Raw genomic sequence first — 15,750 nt, 5'->3', positions numbered from 1 at the left:
GACCCCCCACATGACGAGTAGGAGCTGACGTGACCAGCGAAAAGATTCAGCGCGTCGGCGTGATCGGCGCCGGGATCATGGGCGCAGGTATCGCCGAGGTGTGCGCACGCGCTCATGTCGACGTACTTGTGTACGAGCAGACCCGCGAGCTCGCGGCTGCCGGGCGTGCCCGCATCCTCCGGTCCCTCGACCGCGGTGTCAGCAGCGGCAAGATCACCGAACGGGAGCGTGAGCAGGCCGCCTGGCGGCTGCGCTTCACCTCCGACCTCGGCGACTTCGCCGATCGCCAGCTCGTCGTGGAGGCGGTCGTCGAGGACGAGAAGGTCAAGGCCGAGATCTTCGCGGAACTCGACAAGATCGTCACGGATCCGAACGCGGTGCTGGCGTCCAACACCTCGTCGATCCCGATCATGAAGCTGGGCATCGCCACCACCCGGCCCGAGCGGGTCATCGGCATGCACTTCTTCAATCCGGTTCCGGTGCTGCCGCTGGTCGAGCTGGTCACCACGCTCAAGACCGGCCCCGCGGTCTCCCAGCGCGCGGAGGCCTTCGCCTCCGAGGTGCTCGGCAAGCAGGTCGTCCGGTCCTCCGACCGGGCCGGCTTCATCGCCAACGCGCTTCTCGTGCCCTACCTGCTGTCGGCGATCCGGATGGTCGAGTCCGGCTTTGCCACCAAGGAGGACATCGACAAGGCGATGGTCCTCGGGTGTGCCCACCCGATGGGTCCGCTCGCGCTCACCGATCTGGTGGGCCTGGACACGGTCAAGTCGATCGCCGACTCGATGTACGGGGAGTTCAAGGAGCCGCTGTACTCGGCTCCGCCGCTCCTGCTGCGTATGGTCGAGGCCGGCCTCGTCGGCAAGAAGTCGGGCGCCGGCTTCTACGAATATGCCGACAACGGTCGTGCCGCCAAGAAAGTCAGCTAGGTAGGTAGCACCACACCGCACCTCGGCGCCCGTGTGCCGACAGCACAGCCGTCGCGCTGACTGTCGGGACACGGGCGCGAGGTGCATCGAGGGAAAGGTCGACCCCGAATGGCCAGCACTGCAGACGGATACGGCTCGAGCATCCTCGGGTATCCGCGCATCGGACCCCGTCGTGAACTCAAGCGTGCCCTCGAGGCCTACTGGCACGGCACCGGGACCCGCGACGAGCTCGTCGCGGTGGCCCGCGAGATCCAGGAGTCCACCTGGAGCGAGCTCGCCGCCACCGGGCTCACCCAGGTGCCCGGTAACACGTTCTCCTACTACGATCACGTGCTCGACAACGCGCTGCTGTTCGGTGCGATCCCCGAGCGGTTCCGCCCGCTCGTCGGCGAGCTCGACCCGCTCGACTTCTACTTCACGCTGTGCCGGGGCCGCGAGGACTTCCCGCCGCTCGAGCTGGTCCGCTGGTTCGGCAGCAACTACCACTACCGGCAGCCCGAGCTCGACGAGAACACCACCTTCGCGCTGAACTCGGCGGCGGTGCTCGACGAGTTCGAGCGCGCCAAGGCCCGCGGCATCGACCTGCGCCCGGTCGTACTCGGTCCGGTGTCGCTGCTGCTGCTGTCCAAGGTCTCGCAGACGTCGGAGCAGGACGGGTTCTCCACCCTCGAGCTGCTCGACCGGCTGCTGCCCGAGTACGAGAAGCTGTTCGCGGAGCTCGCGCGCGCCGGCGCCTGGTGCGTGCAGCTCGACGAGCCCTCCTTCACCGAGGACCGCACCCCGGAGGAGCTCGCGGCCTTCGCGCGCGCCTACGACACGCTCTCCCACGCGCCGCTGCGCCCGCGCCTCCTCGTCACCGGCCCCTACGGTCACCTCGGCGAGGCGTTGCCCATCCTGGCCGCCACCAAGGTCGAGGCCATCGGTCTCGACCTGGTCAACGGCCGGATGAGCGCGGAGGAGCTGGCCGCGGTGCCCGGCCTCAAGCGCAAGCGCATCTACGCGGGGGTCGTCGACGGCCGCAACGTGTGGAAGGCCGACCGGCACCGCACGCTCGAGTACCTGAGCAGCCTCGCGGCCGTGACGCCCGACCTGGTGGTCTCCACGTCGTGCTCGCTGCTGCACGTGCCCTACGACGTGCTCGCCGAGTACGACATCCCCGGCGACGTGGCGGACCGGCTGGCCTTCGCCAAGCAGAAGGTGGGCGAGGTGGTCTCGCTCGCCAAGGCGCTGACCACCGGCGCGGAGGAGCGGTGGCGCAAGCCGCCGACGTCGGTGCACTTCAAGCAGAAGCACGCGATCCGCGCCCGCGTCAACGCCCTGCGGCCCGAGCACCGGCGCCGCGTCCCGTACGAGGAGCGGCGCGCCGCGCAGCAGGAGCGGCTGAAGCTGCCGCCGGTGCCGGCGACCACGCTGGGGTCGTTCCCGCAGACGGACGAGATCCGCAAGGCCCGCTACGAGCTGGGCGAGGGCCGCATGTCGTGGGACGACTACGTCAAGCGCATCCAGGAGGAGATCGAGTCCACCGTCCGGCTGCAGGAGGACATCGGCCTCGACGTGCTCGTCCACGGTGAGCACGAGCGCAACGATATGATCCAGTACTTCGCCGAGCTGCTCGAGGGCTTCGCCACGACGCACTTCGGCTGGGTGCAGGCGTACGGGTCGCGGTGCACGCGCCCGCCGATCCTCTACGGCGACATCGTGCGGCCGAAGCCGATGACGGTGGAGTGGATCGCGTTCGCGCAGTCGCTGACCGACAAGCCGGTCAAGGGCATGCTCACGGGCCCGGTCACGATGCTGGCGCGGTCGTATGTGCGTCAGGACCAGCCCCTGCACGAGACGGCCGACCAGTTGGCGCTCGCCATCCGCGACGAGATCGCCGACCTCGAGCGGGCGGGCATCGCCATCATCCAGGTCGACGAGCCCGCCATCCGGGAGCTGCTGCCGTTGCGGCAGGACGGCCGGGCCGAGTACCTGGACTGGGCGGTCGACGCGTTCCGGCTCGCGACCGGGGGCGCCAAGCCCGAGACGCAGATCCACACGCACCTGACCTACTCCGGTCAGGCGTCGGTGGTCGACGCGATCGAACGGCTCGACGCGGACGTCACGGCGATCGTCGCGACCCGCTCGATCCGCTGGGTGCTCGAGGCCATCAAGGACAAGGCCCTCACACACGGTGTCGGCCCCGGCGTCTACGAGAGCCGATCGGCGCGCATCCCCGACATCGACGAACTCGACGAACTGCTCAGCACCGCAGCGGAATCCGTCGAACTCGACCGCTTGTGGGCGAATCCGGACGGCGGGCTCAAGACCCGGCACTACTGGCAGCTCGAGCCGTCGCTGCGCAACCTCGTCGCCGCCGCACGTCGTCTTCGGCGACGCGCGGCCGGGCAGTAGGCCGGCAGGCCGCGCCCGTCGACGCGCACCCGCGGACAGCCCCCGCGGGTGCGCGTCGTGTCGCCGGCCGGTAGGCATGTCTGCATGACTACCGTTGCTGCGTACGCCGCCACCGCGGCGGACAGCCCCCTCGTCAAGACCACCATCGAGCGGCGTGAGCTCGGTCCGCTCGACGTGCTCATCGAGATCAGGTACGCCGGGATCTGCCATTCCGACATCCACACCGCCCGCAACGAGTGGGGCGGCACCCGCTACCCCGTCGTTCCCGGGCACGAGATCGTCGGGGTGGTGACCGCCGTCGGCGCCGAGGTGACCAGGCATGCCGTCGGCGATCGCGTCGGCGTCGGCTGCTTCGTCGACTCGTGCCTCGCGTGTGAGGCCTGCACCAGCGGCGACGAGCAGTACTGCACCAACCGGGTCACCGGCACCTACAACGCCGTCGGCCGCGACGGCGAGGTGACCCAGGGCGGCTACTCCACCCACATCGTCGTCACCGAGCACTTCGTCCTGAAGATCCCCGACGGTCTTGCGCTCGACGCCGCGGCGCCGCTGCTCTGCGCGGGCATCACCCTGTTCTCCCCGCTCCGGCACTGGGGCGCCGGACCGGGCAGGAAGGTCGCCGTGATCGGGATGGGCGGGCTCGGCCACGTCGGCGTGAAGATCGCCGCGGCGATGGGTGCCGAGGTGACCGTGCTGGGGCACTCGCCGGCCAAGCGGGAGGACGGGCTGCGCTTCGGTGCCGTCGACTACCGCGTAACGACCGATCCGCAGACCTTCAAGGATCTGCGGGGCACGTTCGACCTGATCGTCAACACCGTTTCGGTGAACCTCGACCTGGATGCCTACCTGTCGCTGCTCGCCCGCAACGGCACCCTCGTCGAGCTGGGCCTGCCCGAACACCCTCTCACGGTCCGAGCGTTCTCGCTCGCGCAGAACCGGCGCAGCCTCGCCGGTTCCATGGTCGGCGGCATCCCGCAGACGCAGGAGATGCTCGACTTCTGCGCCGAGCACGGCATCGGCGCGGAGATCGAGGTCGTCTCGGCCGACCGGATCAACGAGGCGTACGACCGCGTCGTCGCGAGCGACGTGCGCTATCGGTTCGTGATCGACGCCGCCACCATCTGAGCCGGGCGGGCAGGTGTGAGACCGCGGCGGCCGGGTACTCCCGCCACGTATCTCGAGACGTGGAGGAAATGTGAAGAAGGCGTTGTACCGGCCCGTGAGCCTCGTGGTGAGTTCCCTGGCGGGCGTTGCCGCCGGCATGGTGTTCAGGAAGGTGTGGGCGCTCGGCGCCGGCCAGGACGATCCGCCGGAGGCCATGGACAGCCGCTTCGGGTGGCGGGAGGTGCTGGTCTCCGCCGCCGTGCAGGGAGCGATCTTCGGTGCGGTGAGCGCGGCGGCGAACCGCGCGAGCGCGGTGGGCTTCCGCCGCGTCACCGGCACCTGGCCCGGGAAGGAATGACGACGCCCGGGGCCTGCGGGTCCTAGAAACCCTCGCCCAGTTGTTCGCGCAGCTGGGCGAGGGTTTTCGTCAGCAGCCGGGACACGTGCATCTGGGACACGCCGACACGTTCGGCGATCTGGGTCTGGGTCATGTTCCCGAAGAACCGCAGCAGCACGACCGTGCGCTCACGTTCCGGCAGCGCAGCCAGCAACGGGCGCAGTGCCTCGTGGTTCTCCACGTGCGCGAGCGCGGCGTCGTAGTCGCCGAGAGTGTCCGCCAGGGTGACGCCGTCGTCCCCGGCCGGGGCCGGACGGTCGACCGAGACCGCCTGGTATGCGTTGCCGGCGACGAGGCCCTCCGCCACCTCCTCCGGGTCGAGGTCCAGCTCGGCGGCGAGTTCGGCAGCCGTGGGGGCGCGGCCCAGGCGCTGTGACAGTTCCCCGGTTGCCTTGCTCAGCGCCAGATGCATCTCCTTCATCCGGCGCGGCACCCGCACCGCCCAACCGGCGTCGCGGAAGTGCCGGCGCACCTCGCCCATGATGGTCGGAACCGCGAAGGACACGAAGTCCGAGCCCCGCTCGGGGTCGAAACGGTCCACGGCGTTGACCAGGCCGAGGCGGGCGACCTGCAGGAGGTCGTCGAATGCCTCGCCGCGGCCGTCGAACCGGCGGGCGATGTGTTCCGCGAGGGGCAGGCATCGTTCGACCAGGCTGTCCCGCAAGACTCCGCGCGCGGGATCGTCCTCGTCGAACGTCACCATTTCCTCGAAGAGGGGGATGACGTCGGCGTATTCGTCGGCGGCTCGGCCGCTGCGCCGTTGGGCGCCGGTCCCCGTCACAGAACAGCGCTGCTGTCGGTCAGGGACACGTCGATCGTGGTGACGGAGCCCTCGTCGGATTCGTCCACGTTCACCTCGACCGAGTCGGCGAGTGCGTTGAGCACATGCCAGCCGAAGGTCCGCGAGTCCGCCGTCAGTCCGCCGTCCACCGTCGGAGCGGACGCGCTGATCCGCAGTGCCGGCGGCATGGCCTGGAACCGGCACGACAACGTTGCGCCCTGCGGGGCCCGGGTGATCAGCCGGGTGCCCGCCTCGTCGATCGCGAGCTTGACGTCGGCCACCGCGTCGAGGTCGAAGCCCTGCTGCAGAGCGATGGCGGCAGCGACCGCGCGCAGGACGGGGAGCTGGCCTGGTTCCGCCCGTACCCGCAACTCCACTACGGGGTGGGTGCGTTCGAGGGCCGAGTCGATCGATGCCGTGTTCGCCATGTGTGTCGTTTCTCCGTTGCGGCAGGTGGGGGCCCGGGCGAGCGGGGGTTCCTGGCGAGACTACCCGCGGCGCGGGGTTCTCAATCATGCGGAAACGCGCGCCGCCGGGGCGGCGCCGCGCCAGGTCGATCCGCCCTTTGCGGTGCCGCAGGGGCTGCCGTAGGGTATGGGTGAGGTTGAGCACACAGCCTGACTCGGAGGCGCCGCACATCCGCGGTGACCGGTGTCGGTGCGGTCCCCGCTCTGTCGACGCTTCCATCCTCTTTCCACGATGGGAAGCTCATGTCTGTCGTTTCTCAGCGCAAAGTCACATCGCTGTGGGTCACCCGATCGGATCGCTCACCGGTCTCCTTCCATACGTCCGCGGGTGCCGATTTCTCCACGGAGAGAATCAGTTCCGGCCTCGTCCGGGTCGCAGTGGCGGGCGAGCTCGACATGCGCAACGCCCCGGCGTTGCGCAGCTACGCCGGCGACCAGCTGCACCCGTCGTCGCGCCTGGTGCTCGATCTTTCCGACGTGGAGTTCTTCGGGTCGGCGGGCCTGACCGTGTTCGACGAGCTCGACACCTTGGCCCGGCGCCGAAGTTCCCGGTGGGCCCTCGTGGGCGGACGGCCGGTACACCGGCTGTTGCGGGTGCTCGGCGACCCGGTCCACGCGCACGCCTCGCTCGAGAGTGCGATCCACGCCCTGCGGGTTCCGGCCTGATCCGGCTCTCCCGAAGCGAACCCCCCGTCGGGGCGGGGCGCGGATCACACCGGCTTCGGCAGCTTCGGCGGGCGGTTGCCGCGGGGATCGACCGCCAGGACGAGCAGCAGCACACCCAGCACCAGGTGCAGCCAGTTGTCGGCCGCGTTGACCGGCACCACGTTGGCGTGGCTGTCGTGGCCGAGGACCATGCCGAAGGCCGACAACGCGAGGTACCCGGCGCCGCCCGCGATCAGGTAGATCCGCGACGCGCGGATCCCTCGGGCGGCGAGGATCCCCGCCGCCCCGTATGCGAGGTGCAGCACGTTGTGGGCGATCGAGACCCGGAACAGGCCCAGCAGATGCGCATTCGACTCCTGCCCCGCGAGGGCCATCGAGCCGTACCCGCTGGTCAGTCCGGGCACGAACCCGAGCACCCCGATGAGGAGGAACACGATGCCGATCGCGAAGGCGTAACCCTGGATCCGGGTGCGCTGCACCCTGGGATACGGGCTGGATCGGATCATCGTTCCTCCATCGGGGTGCGCGGGGCACCGCGCCCCGGGACGCAGGGATAGCCCGGGCGGGTCGCCCCGAAACCCCCGGGCGGGTCGCCCTCGAAACCCCCGGGCGGGTCGCCCTCGAAACCCCGTCCGACCGTCGTCTGAGCGGCTCAGCCCCCGACGAGGACGCCGGACGAGATCGACCCGTACACCAGGGTCAGAACCATCAGCCCCCAGCCCGTGCCGTGCCAGATCGGCCACGTCCCGCCCGAGCGCCACACCCGGTAGGTCTGCACGAATGCACCGACGGCCCCGAGGAGCAGGATCACCGTGGGGCCGATGGCCAGGACGAGCCGCGCAGGGTCGGTGCACACGAGGAATTCCTCGTCGGCGCATCGGTCACCGCTCACGGCGGCCCAGATCACGACCGCCGCCATCAGCAGCAGGGCGGCGGCGACGATCACGGCCGCGTACCGCACCGCCGCGCGGGCGGTGCGCGGGTCCCGCCATCGCTTCTCCACATCCTGCGTCACAGCACCTCCCTACGCCCGGTCGGCGCGGTCGGTGAGCGCAGCCTGACCCGATTGCCGGGCGCAGTGCGCGCAGCAGTACATGGTGCCGTCGGCCTCGACCCCGTGCCCGAGAATGCGGCAACCGCAGTGGGCGCACTGCGGAGCCATTGCCTGTGCGGCGCACTCGAAACTGTCGAACGTGCCCGAGACGTCGCCGCGGGTGACGGTGAAGGTCTTGTCGTAGTCGTTGCCACAGGTGTCGCACGTGGTCATCACGGTCCTCCTCTCCGATATCTGTCCTCCGGATCGGGTGCCCCACCCTCGGTCACGTCAAACGGCTCACACCGTCGTCGCCGGCCGGATCCGCGGTGCCGCCAGACCGAGGCCGAGCATGGTCACCGCCACGCCGAGGTGCAGCCAGTTGTCCGCGTCGTTGACCGGCAGGACGTTGGCGCTGCCCTCCGGCCGGACGATCAGCCCGTACAGGAACAGTGCGAGGTAGATCAGGCCGCCGACGATCAGGTACCAGCGCGCCAGATCTGCGCGCCGCGCCGCGACCACGCCCGCCAGACCGAAGACCAGATGCACCACGTTGTGCAGGAAGGACACGGCGAACACGCCCAGGAGCAGGGCGCCGGACTCGTGGCCGAAGGCCAGTTCGTCGTAGTTGCCCGTCACCCCGGGGACGAAGCCGGCGATCCCGACGACCAGGAAGAGCGTGCCTGCCGACAGTGCGCCGAGCTGGACGATCGAGCGGGTGCTCTCCGGCTGGCCGGCGCGCTGGGCGGGCTCGAGTGGTTCGGTCATGATCCGCGCATACCCCGTACTGTCCGCTTCAACCTGGGCGGTGCGGCGGTTTGGCCGAAGACTACGCCGGGAACTCGATCGGCGGTGGGCCCCATGCTCCGGCCGCGCCCCTCGGCGAGTTCCCCGGGGCTGCAGGCCGCCGAGAGAAAGGAGTGGGCGATGAACACCCCCGATCCGCGGAACGTCCCTGACCCACAGGCGCATCCCGGCACCGATCCCGAGCCTGCCCGCACCCCCGATCTCGAACCCGGCGGGGGTGTGGCACCGGGCTCGACACCACCCGACTCGGGCTCTACCTCCGGTCTGTCGGCCCCCGAGCCGCGGACGCGGAACCGATTCCCGCCCACGGGGATTCTGACGATCGGTGCGATCGTACTGATCGTCGTCCTCTTTCTCGTGGTGATCGTGGGGATTCTGATGTAGGTGGCGCAGGCCTGCACGATTTGCCGGGGTGCCGACGGGGTACCCGTGGTTCGCAAGTGAGGAACGCCGACTGAGGGAGAGTCGCATGGCAGAGAACACGAGCGGTCCGAGCGAAGGCGTCAAGGGCGTCGTCGAAGACGTCAAGGGAAAGGCCAAGGAGGCGACCGGCGCCGTCGTCGGCAGCGACGAACTCACCCGCGAGGGACGGGCCCAGCAGGACAAGGCCGACAGCCAGCGCGAGGCCGCGAAGAAGGAAGCCGAGGCGGAGAAGGCACGCGCCGACGCCGAGGTCGACGAGGCGCGCCAGCGCTCGCATCAGCAGTGAATCCGCATCGCAGTGAATCGGTGACCGGCCGCGCAGGCGGTCGCGCCCGTCGTTCGTCCACGACCCGGGGGCCGTTCGGCTCCCGGGTCTTCGCCCCGGAGGAGGAGCGATGCGTATCCTGACGTTCGTTGTGCTGGTGTGGCTGGTGATCGGTGCGATCGCCGCCGGGCAGCGGGGGTACTTCACGGAAGCCGAGCAGAGCTGCGCCGACTTCGCCACCGTCGCGGTGACGGTGATCGCGGGGCCCCTCAACTACGCCGGAGTCAATCCGAAGGTGGAGTGCGAGCTTCCGCAGCCGAGTCCGTGACCGGACCCGCGGGATGTCGCGGCGACGGGATCCGCTCGTGCGCGGTCATGAGCAGATGGTCGAAGGCGGTGCGAAGCGTTGCCGGTGCGTCGAGTCCGGTGGTGACGTCCCGGACGAGTTGCTCGGCGAGCGTGCGGAGCTTGACATTCGACTCCTGGGACCGCCAGGCGAGGATCTCGAAGGCGCGGTCCGCCGGAATCTTGTAGACCGCCATGAGCATGCCCTTGGCCTGTTCGATGACCGCGCGGTGGTGCGCGAGCGCCGAGACCGCCTCGTCGACGCTGTGCCGGACCTCGTCGTCGTACGCGTCGGACAGGTCCAGGTAGAAACCGGCCGTGCCGATCACCCGTCCTCGCTCGTCGAGCAGGCGGTCGCCGATCACGACGACGGGCCGGACCGTCCCGTGCGTGTCGATGATGCGATGCCGGCTGCTGAACGGCTCGCCGTTGCGCTGCAGGGCGCCCAGCATGGCCGCGACGTGGGCCCTGTCCTCGGGATGCTTGTGCTTGAGCAGCAGGTCGGTGGTCGGCCGTACGGTCCCCGGGGCGTACCCGTGCATCCGCGCCACGTCGTCCGACCATTCCCACCTGTCGTTGTCGATCAGGTAGCGGAAACTCCCGACCCGCTGCGGCTTCCCGCTCGCGAAGACCCGTTCGAAGGCGTCGTCCACCGGCGTGTCGCCGGCGTCCACGATCGGTTCCCTCATGCAACGATTATGCCTCCGGTGACGGGCACTACCGCTGCGGGATCGCGTGAGGTGAGGTGATCTAGCCGGCGCGTTGCTCGGCGTTCGCGAACACTTCGACGAGGGTGGCGCAGAAGGCGGGCAGATCCCTCGGATTGCGGCTCGACACCAGGTTCCCGTCGACGACCACTTCCTCGTCGACCACGTTCCCGCCCGCGTTGCGGATGTCCGTGCGGACGCTGGGGTAGGACGTCAGCGTCCGACCCCGGACCACGTCGGCCTCGACCAGTGTCCAGGGGCCGTGACAGATCACCCCGACGGGCCGGCCCGACTCGACGAAGTCCCGCACGAACGCCACGGCGGCGGGATCCTGGCGCAGATGATCGGGGTTCGTGGTACCGCCGGGCAGGATCAGCGCGTCGAAGTCCGACACCGACGCCTCCGCCACCACCTGGTCGACCGGGTGCCGGCCGGCCGCGTGCACGTCGGACTTCATGGCCTGGATCTCGCCGGGTTCGGGCGACAGCAGGCGCACCGTGCCGCCCGCCTCCTCGACCGCCCGGCGCGGCTCCACCAGCTCGACCTCCTCGACGCCGTTCGTGGCGAGGACGGCGACCGTGCGTCCCGCCAGCCGGCCGTTCCCTGAAGCGCTCATCGCGAAGTCGTCCTTTCGTCGTGGGAAGGTTCCCCGATCGCGTACCCGAGGCCGGCGACCGGGAAACGTCACTCCGGTGCCAGATCCCGGGTGGCAGGGCCTTCGAGCAGGCGCCCGTCCGCGGCGAAGCGGGAGCCGTGCAGCGGGCAGTCCCAGGAGGCTTCCGCGTCGTTCCATCGCAGCACGCCACCGAGGTGGGGACACACCGCGGACACCCGGTGCGTGGTGCCGTCGACGGTGCACACCCCGACCGGGCGGAGCTTCTCCCGGCGTACCGTGCCGCGGCCCTCCGGCGGGGACGCGCCGTCGCCGGACAACTCGGCCCGCACCCATCCGCGCGTCATCTCCACCGCGACCGCGGCATTGAGCCGGGTGGCTGCCGGAAGATCGAAAAGCTGTGTGGGACTCCAGGCCTGGAACGCCGACGCCCATTCCGGAGCCGTCTCGCCGAGAATGCGGGCCGACAGCAACCGCGCCGCCGCCACCGCGTTCGTCATGCCCCACTTGCCGTAGCCGGTGCCCACGAGCAGCCGATCGTTGCCGGGCAGCAGCGGGCCCACGTACGGCAGGTGATCGAGCGTCGCATAGTCCTGCGCCGACCAGCGCGCCACGGTCTTCGCACCCGGGAAGTGGCGGCCCGTCCACGCCACGAGATCGTCCGCGGCGCCCCGATGGTCGTGTGCCCGCCCGACGGTGTGGCCGTTGCCGCCGACGAGGAAGTACCGCTCCCCGTAGGCCGTGCGCAGCGACCGCGTCGGCGAATCCACCGACAGATACATCCCGCTCGGAATGTCGCCCGGTACCTCGAACGCGGCCGCGTACGACCGCTGGGGCTCGAGCCGGGCGAAGAACCCGCCGCGGTCGAGGATCGGCGTCCCCGTCGCCAGCACGATGTGCCCGGCCCGCACCTCACCGTGATCGGTGACCGCGACGCATCCGTTCCGGTCCGAGCGGACCTTCCGGACCCGGCAGCCGGTGAACAGGGCGCCCCCGCGCTCCCGCAGTTCGCGGGCCAGTTCGTGCAGCAACGGCATCGGATCGATCTGCGCCTGATCCGGCAGCGTCACCGCCGCGGCCACGGGGTACGGCAGTTCCGTCTCCGTCGTCATGCGGGCGTCGAGACCGGCCGCGCGGCAGGCCTCGTGCTCGGCGCGCACCGTGGCCACGCCGTCCTCGCCGGCGCTGTAGGTGAAGGCGGCCGCGGATTCGACCGGCAGGCCCCGCTCCCGGCACAGCTGCACCACCCACCGTTGCGCCTCGAGGTTGCCGGCCACGTAGTTTCGCAGGACGTCGCGGGAATGGCCCCGGGCGATGCTGGACAGGGTGCTGCCCTGCAGCAGGCTGATCTTGCCGGTGGTGTTGCCGGTGGTGACGGCGCCGACCGTGCGGGCCTCGAGGACGGCCACGCGGTGTCCGGCGCGCGCGAGCAGGAGGGCGGTGGCCATGCCGGTGAGGCCGGCGCCGACCACCACGGTGTCGAAGCGGGCCGGGCCCTCGGGCCACGGCGTGTCGTCGGTGCGGGCGGTGTCGGTGCGGGAGAGCCACAGTGAGGTCACCTGTGAGGGATGCCCCGTGCCGCGCCCGGGAAACCCGCGCCGGTCACCGGTCCTGCGCCGGGCCGGTCGAGGTTTGCGCCCCGTCGTGCGGGGTAGGCCGTGCAGAGCCGGCAGTGCGTCATAGTGCCGGTCCGGCAGTGCGTCATGGTGCCGGTCCGGCAGTGCGTCATGGTGCCGGTCCGGCAGTGCGCCGCACAGTCCACGACGAGAGGTGCCCGGACCACCGGGCGGGAGGATCGGCGATGAAAGCAGTGACATGGCAGGGCAAGCGGAAGGTGAGTGTCGACACGGTCCCCGACCCGAGGATCGAGCAGCCCACCGATGCGATCATCCGCGTCACCACCACCAACATCTGCGGTTCGGATCTGCACCTGTACGAAGTGCTCGGACCGTTCATGTCGCCGGGGGACATCCTCGGCCACGAGCCCATGGGGATCGTGGAGGAGGTCGGTTCCGAGGTCACCTCGATCAAACCCGGCGACCGCGTGGTCATTCCGTTCCAGATCTCGTGCGGCAGTTGTTTCATGTGCGGGGACGGCCTGTTCTCCCAGTGCGAGACCACCCAGGTCACCGAGCAGGGCACCGGCGCGGCGCTGTTCGGGTATTCGAAGCTGTACGGGAGCGTGCCCGGTGGCCAGGCGCAGTATCTGCGTGTGCCGCATGCGGATTCGACCCACATCTCGGTTCCGGAGGGGCCGCCGGACTCGCGGTTCGTCTACCTGTCCGACGTGCTGCCCACCGCCTGGCAGGCCGTGGAGTACGCGCATGTCCCCGACGGGGGTTCGGTGACGGTGCTCGGCCTCGGGCCCATCGGCGAGATGGCCGGACGGATCGCCGTGCACCGCGGCCACCGGGTGATCGGTGTCGACATGGTGCCCGAGCGGCTCGCGCGCGCCGCCACCCGCGGCATCGAGACCATCGACCTGAAGGAGGCCGGGAACTCGCTGGGCGAGATGATCCGCGACCGCACCGGCGGCCGCGGCACCGACTCGGTGATCGACGCGGTCGGCATGGAAGCGCACGGGTCACCCGTCGCCACCGCCCTGCAGACCGCGACGGGGCTGCTGCCGTCCGCGTTGTCCGCGCCGCTGATGACCCACGTCGGTATCGACCGGCTGCACGCCCTCTACACCGCGATCGACGTGGTGCGCCGGGGCGGCACCCTCTCGCTCAGCGGCGTGTACGGCGGCATGACCGACCCGATGCCGATGATGACCCTGTTCGACAAGCAGATCCGGCTGCGGATGGGTCAGGCGAACGTCAACCACTGGGTGCCGCAGATCATGCCGCTGCTCACCGACGACGATCCGCTCGGAGTGGACACCTTCGCCACGCACCGGTTGCCGCTGTCGGACGCCCCGCACGCGTACGAGATCTTCCAGCGCAAGCAGGAGGGCGCGATCAAGATCCAGCTCGAGCCCTGACCGGTGCCGCCAGCGTCACACCAGGTCGGCCGCGGTACGCGGCAGATCCGCGGTGTCGACGTCGGCGGCCTCGAATGGGGAGCGCAACGCCGTCGCGGTCGCCCAGCCCTGGGCGAGCAGGCCCGCGTCGGTGTCCTCGGCCTCGTCGGCCCGGATGTCGCTGAAGGTCACGGTGACGTACTGGCGCTCCCCGTCGTCCGGGTCCTGGTCGGTTTCGCCGATGTCGGCCTGCACGGCGCCGAACGCCGCGAGCGGTGCCGTGCGCAGGCCGCGCAGTTCGCTCAGCGGGATGTCGGGCACGTTGACGTTGAGCACCGTGCCGGGCGTGCCCTGCGTCAGCACCCACTGCAGGGCGTGCCGGGCGACGACCTCGGCACCCTCCCAGTGCTCGTGGACCGAACCGGACAGCGAGACCGCCAGGGCCAGGCTGCCGTGGTTGGCTCCGGTGAGCGCCGCGCCGACCGTGCCGGAGTGCAGGATCGCGTGGCCGGTGTTGGGGCCGTGGTTGATTCCCGACAGGACGATGTCGGGTTTGGGGCCGAACGCCCCGTACATCGAGACGAAGGCGATCAAGGCCGGCGACGCCTCGACGGCGAGCACCGTCGTGTCCGGCAGGTCCGGGAACGCCCGCGGCGCGACGACGAGCCGGCCGTCCTCCTCGAGTGCGCTGAGCGACGCGCTGGCGCCGCTGCGCTCGGCATGGGGGGCGGCCACCACCACGTCGAGACCGGCGTCCACCGCCACCCGGGCGAGCACCGAGATGCCGTGGCTGTCCACCCCGTCGTCGTTGACGATCAGCGCTCTCACGTTCCTACCTCCCGCTCTTCCCCTTCGCGAACGGCCGGACCTCGACGCTCTCGGCGACCTTGTCGACGAGCTCTCGCTGCCCCGTGGCCAACCCGTGCCGCGTGACGTTGACGGCGCCCGCCGCGGCACCGAGCTGCAGGGCTTCGACCATCGTGGCTCCGGCGGCCAGCGCGGCGCCCATCCCGGCGGTCATGGAGTCGCCGGCGCCGCGGTGGTCGGCGATGTTCAGCGGCGGCGCGACGACTTCCCACAGCTCGCCGTCGACGAGGGCGAGGGCGGGGTCGCCGGCGCGGGACAGCACCACGTTGCGGGCGCCCTGCGAGACGAGTTCCTTCATGGCCGCGGTGAGGTCGTCGACGTCGTCGGACTTCGCCCTGCCGTCCTCGAGGAGATCCTCGTGACTGACCTTGAGCACGGCGAGACCGCCCTCGAGCGCCGCGGTCATGGTGGGGCCGGACAGGTCGGCGACGACGGGAACACCCAGGGCGGTCAGGTCGGCCGCCAGCCGGGTGTAGACGTCGTGCGGCACCGCCCGGTCGGAATGCGGGCCACCGAGCAGCGCCACGTCCGCCTCGAGGCCCTCGGCCAGCGCCGCGCCGAACAGGTCGTCGGCCTCGTGCCGGTTGAGCGTCGGCGGCGGAACCTCCACGATCTCCTCACGCTCACCCCCGCGGCGGTCGTGCACGTACGAGCCGTTCTGGCCGGCGGTGAACACCGATCGCACCGATACGCCTTCCCGTGCGATGAGATCGCTGACGACGGGGCCGGTCTCGCCGCCGAAGGTGCCGCACAGCCGCACCTTCAGGCCGAGTGTGACCGCCATGCGGGCGATCCAGAAACCCTGCCCGCCGGCGTGGACGTGCAGTTCCGGGACATCCGACGGCGACGACTCGATGGTGACGGTGAGCAGGGGAGTGGGTGCGAAGACGAAGGCGGAGGGCGCGCTGTCGTCGTTGCCGTCTCGGGGAGCGGGGTTCATGCATGTCCTTCGAAATGGGGAGGAGACGGCGCCCGCGGTGGCGGACGCGCGGT

General features: G+C 70.5%; 20 protein-coding genes. 9 read left to right on the top strand and 11 right to left on the bottom strand.

Going from position 1 to position 15,750, the window contains the following annotated elements:
- Nucleotides 1–29 precede the first annotated feature (29 nt).
- The 4 genes from ISO16_RS09500 to ISO16_RS09485 all read left to right on the top strand — a co-directional run bounded on the left by ISO16_RS09500 (nucleotide 30) and on the right by ISO16_RS09485 (nucleotide 4,782).
- Complete coding sequence (locus ISO16_RS09500; RefSeq protein WP_006932984.1) at nucleotides 30–926, top strand: 3-hydroxybutyryl-CoA dehydrogenase; 897 nt, start codon at nucleotides 30–32, stop codon at nucleotides 924–926.
- A gap of 108 nt (nucleotides 927–1,034) precedes the next feature.
- Complete coding sequence (gene metE, locus ISO16_RS09495) at nucleotides 1,035–3,320, top strand: 5-methyltetrahydropteroyltriglutamate--homocysteine S-methyltransferase (protein ID WP_006932986.1); 2,286 nt, start codon at nucleotides 1,035–1,037, stop codon at nucleotides 3,318–3,320.
- An 84-nt stretch (nucleotides 3,321–3,404) separates the two neighbouring features.
- The gene (locus ISO16_RS09490) at nucleotides 3,405–4,445 is read left to right on the top strand and encodes an NAD(P)-dependent alcohol dehydrogenase (RefSeq protein WP_072635803.1); all 1,041 of its coding nucleotides are present in this window, start codon (nucleotides 3,405–3,407) and stop codon (nucleotides 4,443–4,445) included.
- A 70-nt stretch (nucleotides 4,446–4,515) separates the two neighbouring features.
- Entirely contained in the window at nucleotides 4,516–4,782 is a 267-nt protein-coding gene (locus ISO16_RS09485; protein WP_006946450.1) for a DUF4235 domain-containing protein, read from the top strand.
- Between the two features lie 22 nt (nucleotides 4,783–4,804).
- Here the strand turns inward: ISO16_RS09485 and ISO16_RS09480 are convergent, their stop codons facing one another.
- Together ISO16_RS09480 and ISO16_RS09475 are read right to left on the bottom strand one after the other, a co-directional pair.
- Nucleotides 4,805–5,602 carry a SigB/SigF/SigG family RNA polymerase sigma factor gene (locus tag ISO16_RS09480; RefSeq protein WP_006946451.1) on the bottom strand — a complete coding sequence of 266 codons (798 nt, stop codon included), beginning with the start codon at nucleotides 5,600–5,602 and terminating at the stop codon, nucleotides 4,805–4,807.
- Nucleotides 5,599–6,030 (bottom strand): ATP-binding protein, encoded by a 432-nt coding sequence (locus tag ISO16_RS09475; protein ID WP_029545248.1) that lies wholly within the window; start codon nucleotides 6,028–6,030, stop codon nucleotides 5,599–5,601. Before ISO16_RS09475 ends, ISO16_RS09480 begins: the two co-directional genes overlap by 4 nt.
- 282 nt (nucleotides 6,031–6,312) lie before the next feature.
- Here ISO16_RS09475 and ISO16_RS28915 point away from each other — a divergent pair, with 282 nt between their 5' ends.
- Nucleotides 6,313–6,735, top strand: a complete 423-nt coding sequence (locus ISO16_RS28915) for an STAS domain-containing protein (protein ID WP_072635802.1) — start codon at nucleotides 6,313–6,315, stop codon at nucleotides 6,733–6,735.
- 44 nt (nucleotides 6,736–6,779) lie between these two features.
- On the opposite strand, the gene ISO16_RS09465 is transcribed toward ISO16_RS28915, so the two are convergent.
- From ISO16_RS09465 to ISO16_RS09450, 4 genes are all read right to left on the bottom strand, one after another.
- Nucleotides 6,780–7,241: a DUF4383 domain-containing protein gene (locus tag ISO16_RS09465; protein ID WP_072635801.1), complete on the bottom strand. Its 462-nt coding sequence runs from the start codon at nucleotides 7,239–7,241 to the stop codon at nucleotides 6,780–6,782.
- Between the two features lie 146 nt (nucleotides 7,242–7,387).
- Nucleotides 7,388–7,750, bottom strand: coding sequence for a hypothetical protein (locus tag ISO16_RS09460; protein ID WP_072635800.1), 363 nt, complete (start codon nucleotides 7,748–7,750; stop codon nucleotides 7,388–7,390).
- 9 nt (nucleotides 7,751–7,759) lie between these two features.
- Entirely contained in the window at nucleotides 7,760–8,002 is a 243-nt protein-coding gene (locus ISO16_RS09455) for a hypothetical protein (protein ID WP_029545239.1), read from the bottom strand.
- 66 nt (nucleotides 8,003–8,068) lie between these two features.
- Complete coding sequence (locus ISO16_RS09450; RefSeq protein WP_072635799.1) at nucleotides 8,069–8,536, bottom strand: DUF4383 domain-containing protein; 468 nt, start codon at nucleotides 8,534–8,536, stop codon at nucleotides 8,069–8,071.
- Between the two features lie 159 nt (nucleotides 8,537–8,695).
- Here ISO16_RS09450 and ISO16_RS09445 point away from each other — a divergent pair, with 159 nt between their 5' ends.
- The 3 genes from ISO16_RS09445 (at nucleotide 8,696) to ISO16_RS09435 (ending at nucleotide 9,591) form a co-directional block, all read left to right on the top strand.
- Nucleotides 8,696–8,959, top strand: coding sequence for a DUF6480 family protein (locus tag ISO16_RS09445; protein WP_072635798.1), 264 nt, complete (start codon nucleotides 8,696–8,698; stop codon nucleotides 8,957–8,959).
- Nucleotides 8,960–9,044: 85 nt separating this feature from the next.
- The gene (gene mbp1, locus ISO16_RS09440) at nucleotides 9,045–9,284 is read left to right on the top strand and encodes a microaggregate-binding protein 1 (protein ID WP_006946464.1); all 240 of its coding nucleotides are present in this window, start codon (nucleotides 9,045–9,047) and stop codon (nucleotides 9,282–9,284) included.
- A 109-nt stretch (nucleotides 9,285–9,393) separates the two neighbouring features.
- Entirely contained in the window at nucleotides 9,394–9,591 is a 198-nt protein-coding gene (locus ISO16_RS09435; RefSeq protein ID WP_029545235.1) for a hypothetical protein, read from the top strand.
- Here the strand turns inward: ISO16_RS09435 and ISO16_RS09430 are convergent.
- From ISO16_RS09430 to ISO16_RS09420, 3 genes are all read right to left on the bottom strand, one after another.
- Entirely contained in the window at nucleotides 9,548–10,297 is a 750-nt protein-coding gene (locus ISO16_RS09430; protein ID WP_072635797.1) for a PAS and ANTAR domain-containing protein, read from the bottom strand. The two genes, ISO16_RS09435 and ISO16_RS09430, sit on opposite strands and share 44 nt — an antisense overlap.
- 61 nt (nucleotides 10,298–10,358) lie before the next feature.
- Nucleotides 10,359–10,931 carry a type 1 glutamine amidotransferase domain-containing protein gene (locus ISO16_RS09425; RefSeq protein WP_072635796.1) on the bottom strand — a complete coding sequence of 191 codons (573 nt, stop codon included), beginning with the start codon at nucleotides 10,929–10,931 and terminating at the stop codon, nucleotides 10,359–10,361.
- Nucleotides 10,932–10,999: 68 nt separating this feature from the next.
- Nucleotides 11,000–12,487 (bottom strand): FAD-dependent oxidoreductase, encoded by a 1,488-nt coding sequence (locus ISO16_RS09420; protein ID WP_072635795.1) that lies wholly within the window; start codon nucleotides 12,485–12,487, stop codon nucleotides 11,000–11,002.
- A gap of 242 nt (nucleotides 12,488–12,729) precedes the next feature.
- Here ISO16_RS09420 and ISO16_RS09415 point away from each other — a divergent pair, with 242 nt between their 5' ends.
- Entirely contained in the window at nucleotides 12,730–13,911 is a 1,182-nt protein-coding gene (locus ISO16_RS09415) for a zinc-dependent alcohol dehydrogenase (RefSeq protein WP_006946473.1), read from the top strand.
- Nucleotides 13,912–13,926: 15 nt separating this feature from the next.
- Here the strand turns inward: ISO16_RS09415 and surE are convergent, their stop codons facing one another.
- Nucleotides 13,927–14,718: a 5'/3'-nucleotidase SurE gene (surE, locus tag ISO16_RS09410; protein ID WP_006946475.1), complete on the bottom strand. Its 792-nt coding sequence runs from the start codon at nucleotides 14,716–14,718 to the stop codon at nucleotides 13,927–13,929.
- Between the two features lie 4 nt (nucleotides 14,719–14,722).
- A complete protein-coding gene (locus ISO16_RS09405) occupies nucleotides 14,723–15,697 on the bottom strand; it encodes a PfkB family carbohydrate kinase (RefSeq protein ID WP_006946476.1) in 975 nt (324 codons plus the stop codon).
- Between the last annotated feature and the right edge of the window lie 53 nt (nucleotides 15,698–15,750).

It is taken from the genome of Rhodococcus sp. M8 (assembly GCF_015654185.1).
GTDB lineage: Bacteria > Actinomycetota > Actinomycetes > Mycobacteriales > Mycobacteriaceae > Rhodococcus > Rhodococcus aetherivorans.
Note: the sequence above shows the minus strand (reverse complement) of the source record. Positions and strands in the feature narration are given on the sequence as shown.

Excerpts from the sequence above, each read along its gene's own strand:
- metE (WP_006932986.1), top strand. The coding sequence starts at position 1,035 with ATGGCCAGCACTGCAGACGGATACGGCTCGAGCATCCTCGGGTATCCG.
- ISO16_RS09490 (WP_072635803.1), top strand. The coding sequence starts at position 3,405 with ATGACTACCGTTGCTGCGTACGCCGCCACCGCGGCGGACAGCCCCCTC.
- ISO16_RS09475 (WP_029545248.1), bottom strand. The coding sequence starts at position 6,030 with ATGGCGAACACGGCATCGATCGACTCGGCCCTCGAACGCACCCACCCC.
- ISO16_RS28915 (WP_072635802.1), top strand. The coding sequence starts at position 6,313 with ATGTCTGTCGTTTCTCAGCGCAAAGTCACATCGCTGTGGGTCACCCGA.
- ISO16_RS09465 (WP_072635801.1), bottom strand. The coding sequence starts at position 7,241 with ATGATCCGATCCAGCCCGTATCCCAGGGTGCAGCGCACCCGGATCCAG.
- ISO16_RS09455 (WP_029545239.1), bottom strand. The coding sequence starts at position 8,002 with ATGACCACGTGCGACACCTGTGGCAACGACTACGACAAGACCTTCACC.
- ISO16_RS09450 (WP_072635799.1), bottom strand. The coding sequence starts at position 8,536 with ATGACCGAACCACTCGAGCCCGCCCAGCGCGCCGGCCAGCCGGAGAGC.
- ISO16_RS09445 (WP_072635798.1), top strand. The coding sequence starts at position 8,696 with ATGAACACCCCCGATCCGCGGAACGTCCCTGACCCACAGGCGCATCCC.
- mbp1 (WP_006946464.1), top strand. The coding sequence starts at position 9,045 with ATGGCAGAGAACACGAGCGGTCCGAGCGAAGGCGTCAAGGGCGTCGTC.
- ISO16_RS09435 (WP_029545235.1), top strand. The coding sequence starts at position 9,394 with ATGCGTATCCTGACGTTCGTTGTGCTGGTGTGGCTGGTGATCGGTGCG.
- ISO16_RS09430 (WP_072635797.1), bottom strand. The coding sequence starts at position 10,297 with ATGAGGGAACCGATCGTGGACGCCGGCGACACGCCGGTGGACGACGCC.
- ISO16_RS09425 (WP_072635796.1), bottom strand. The coding sequence starts at position 10,931 with ATGAGCGCTTCAGGGAACGGCCGGCTGGCGGGACGCACGGTCGCCGTC.
- ISO16_RS09415 (WP_006946473.1), top strand. The coding sequence starts at position 12,730 with ATGAAAGCAGTGACATGGCAGGGCAAGCGGAAGGTGAGTGTCGACACG.
- ISO16_RS09405 (WP_006946476.1), bottom strand. The coding sequence starts at position 15,697 with ATGAACCCCGCTCCCCGAGACGGCAACGACGACAGCGCGCCCTCCGCC.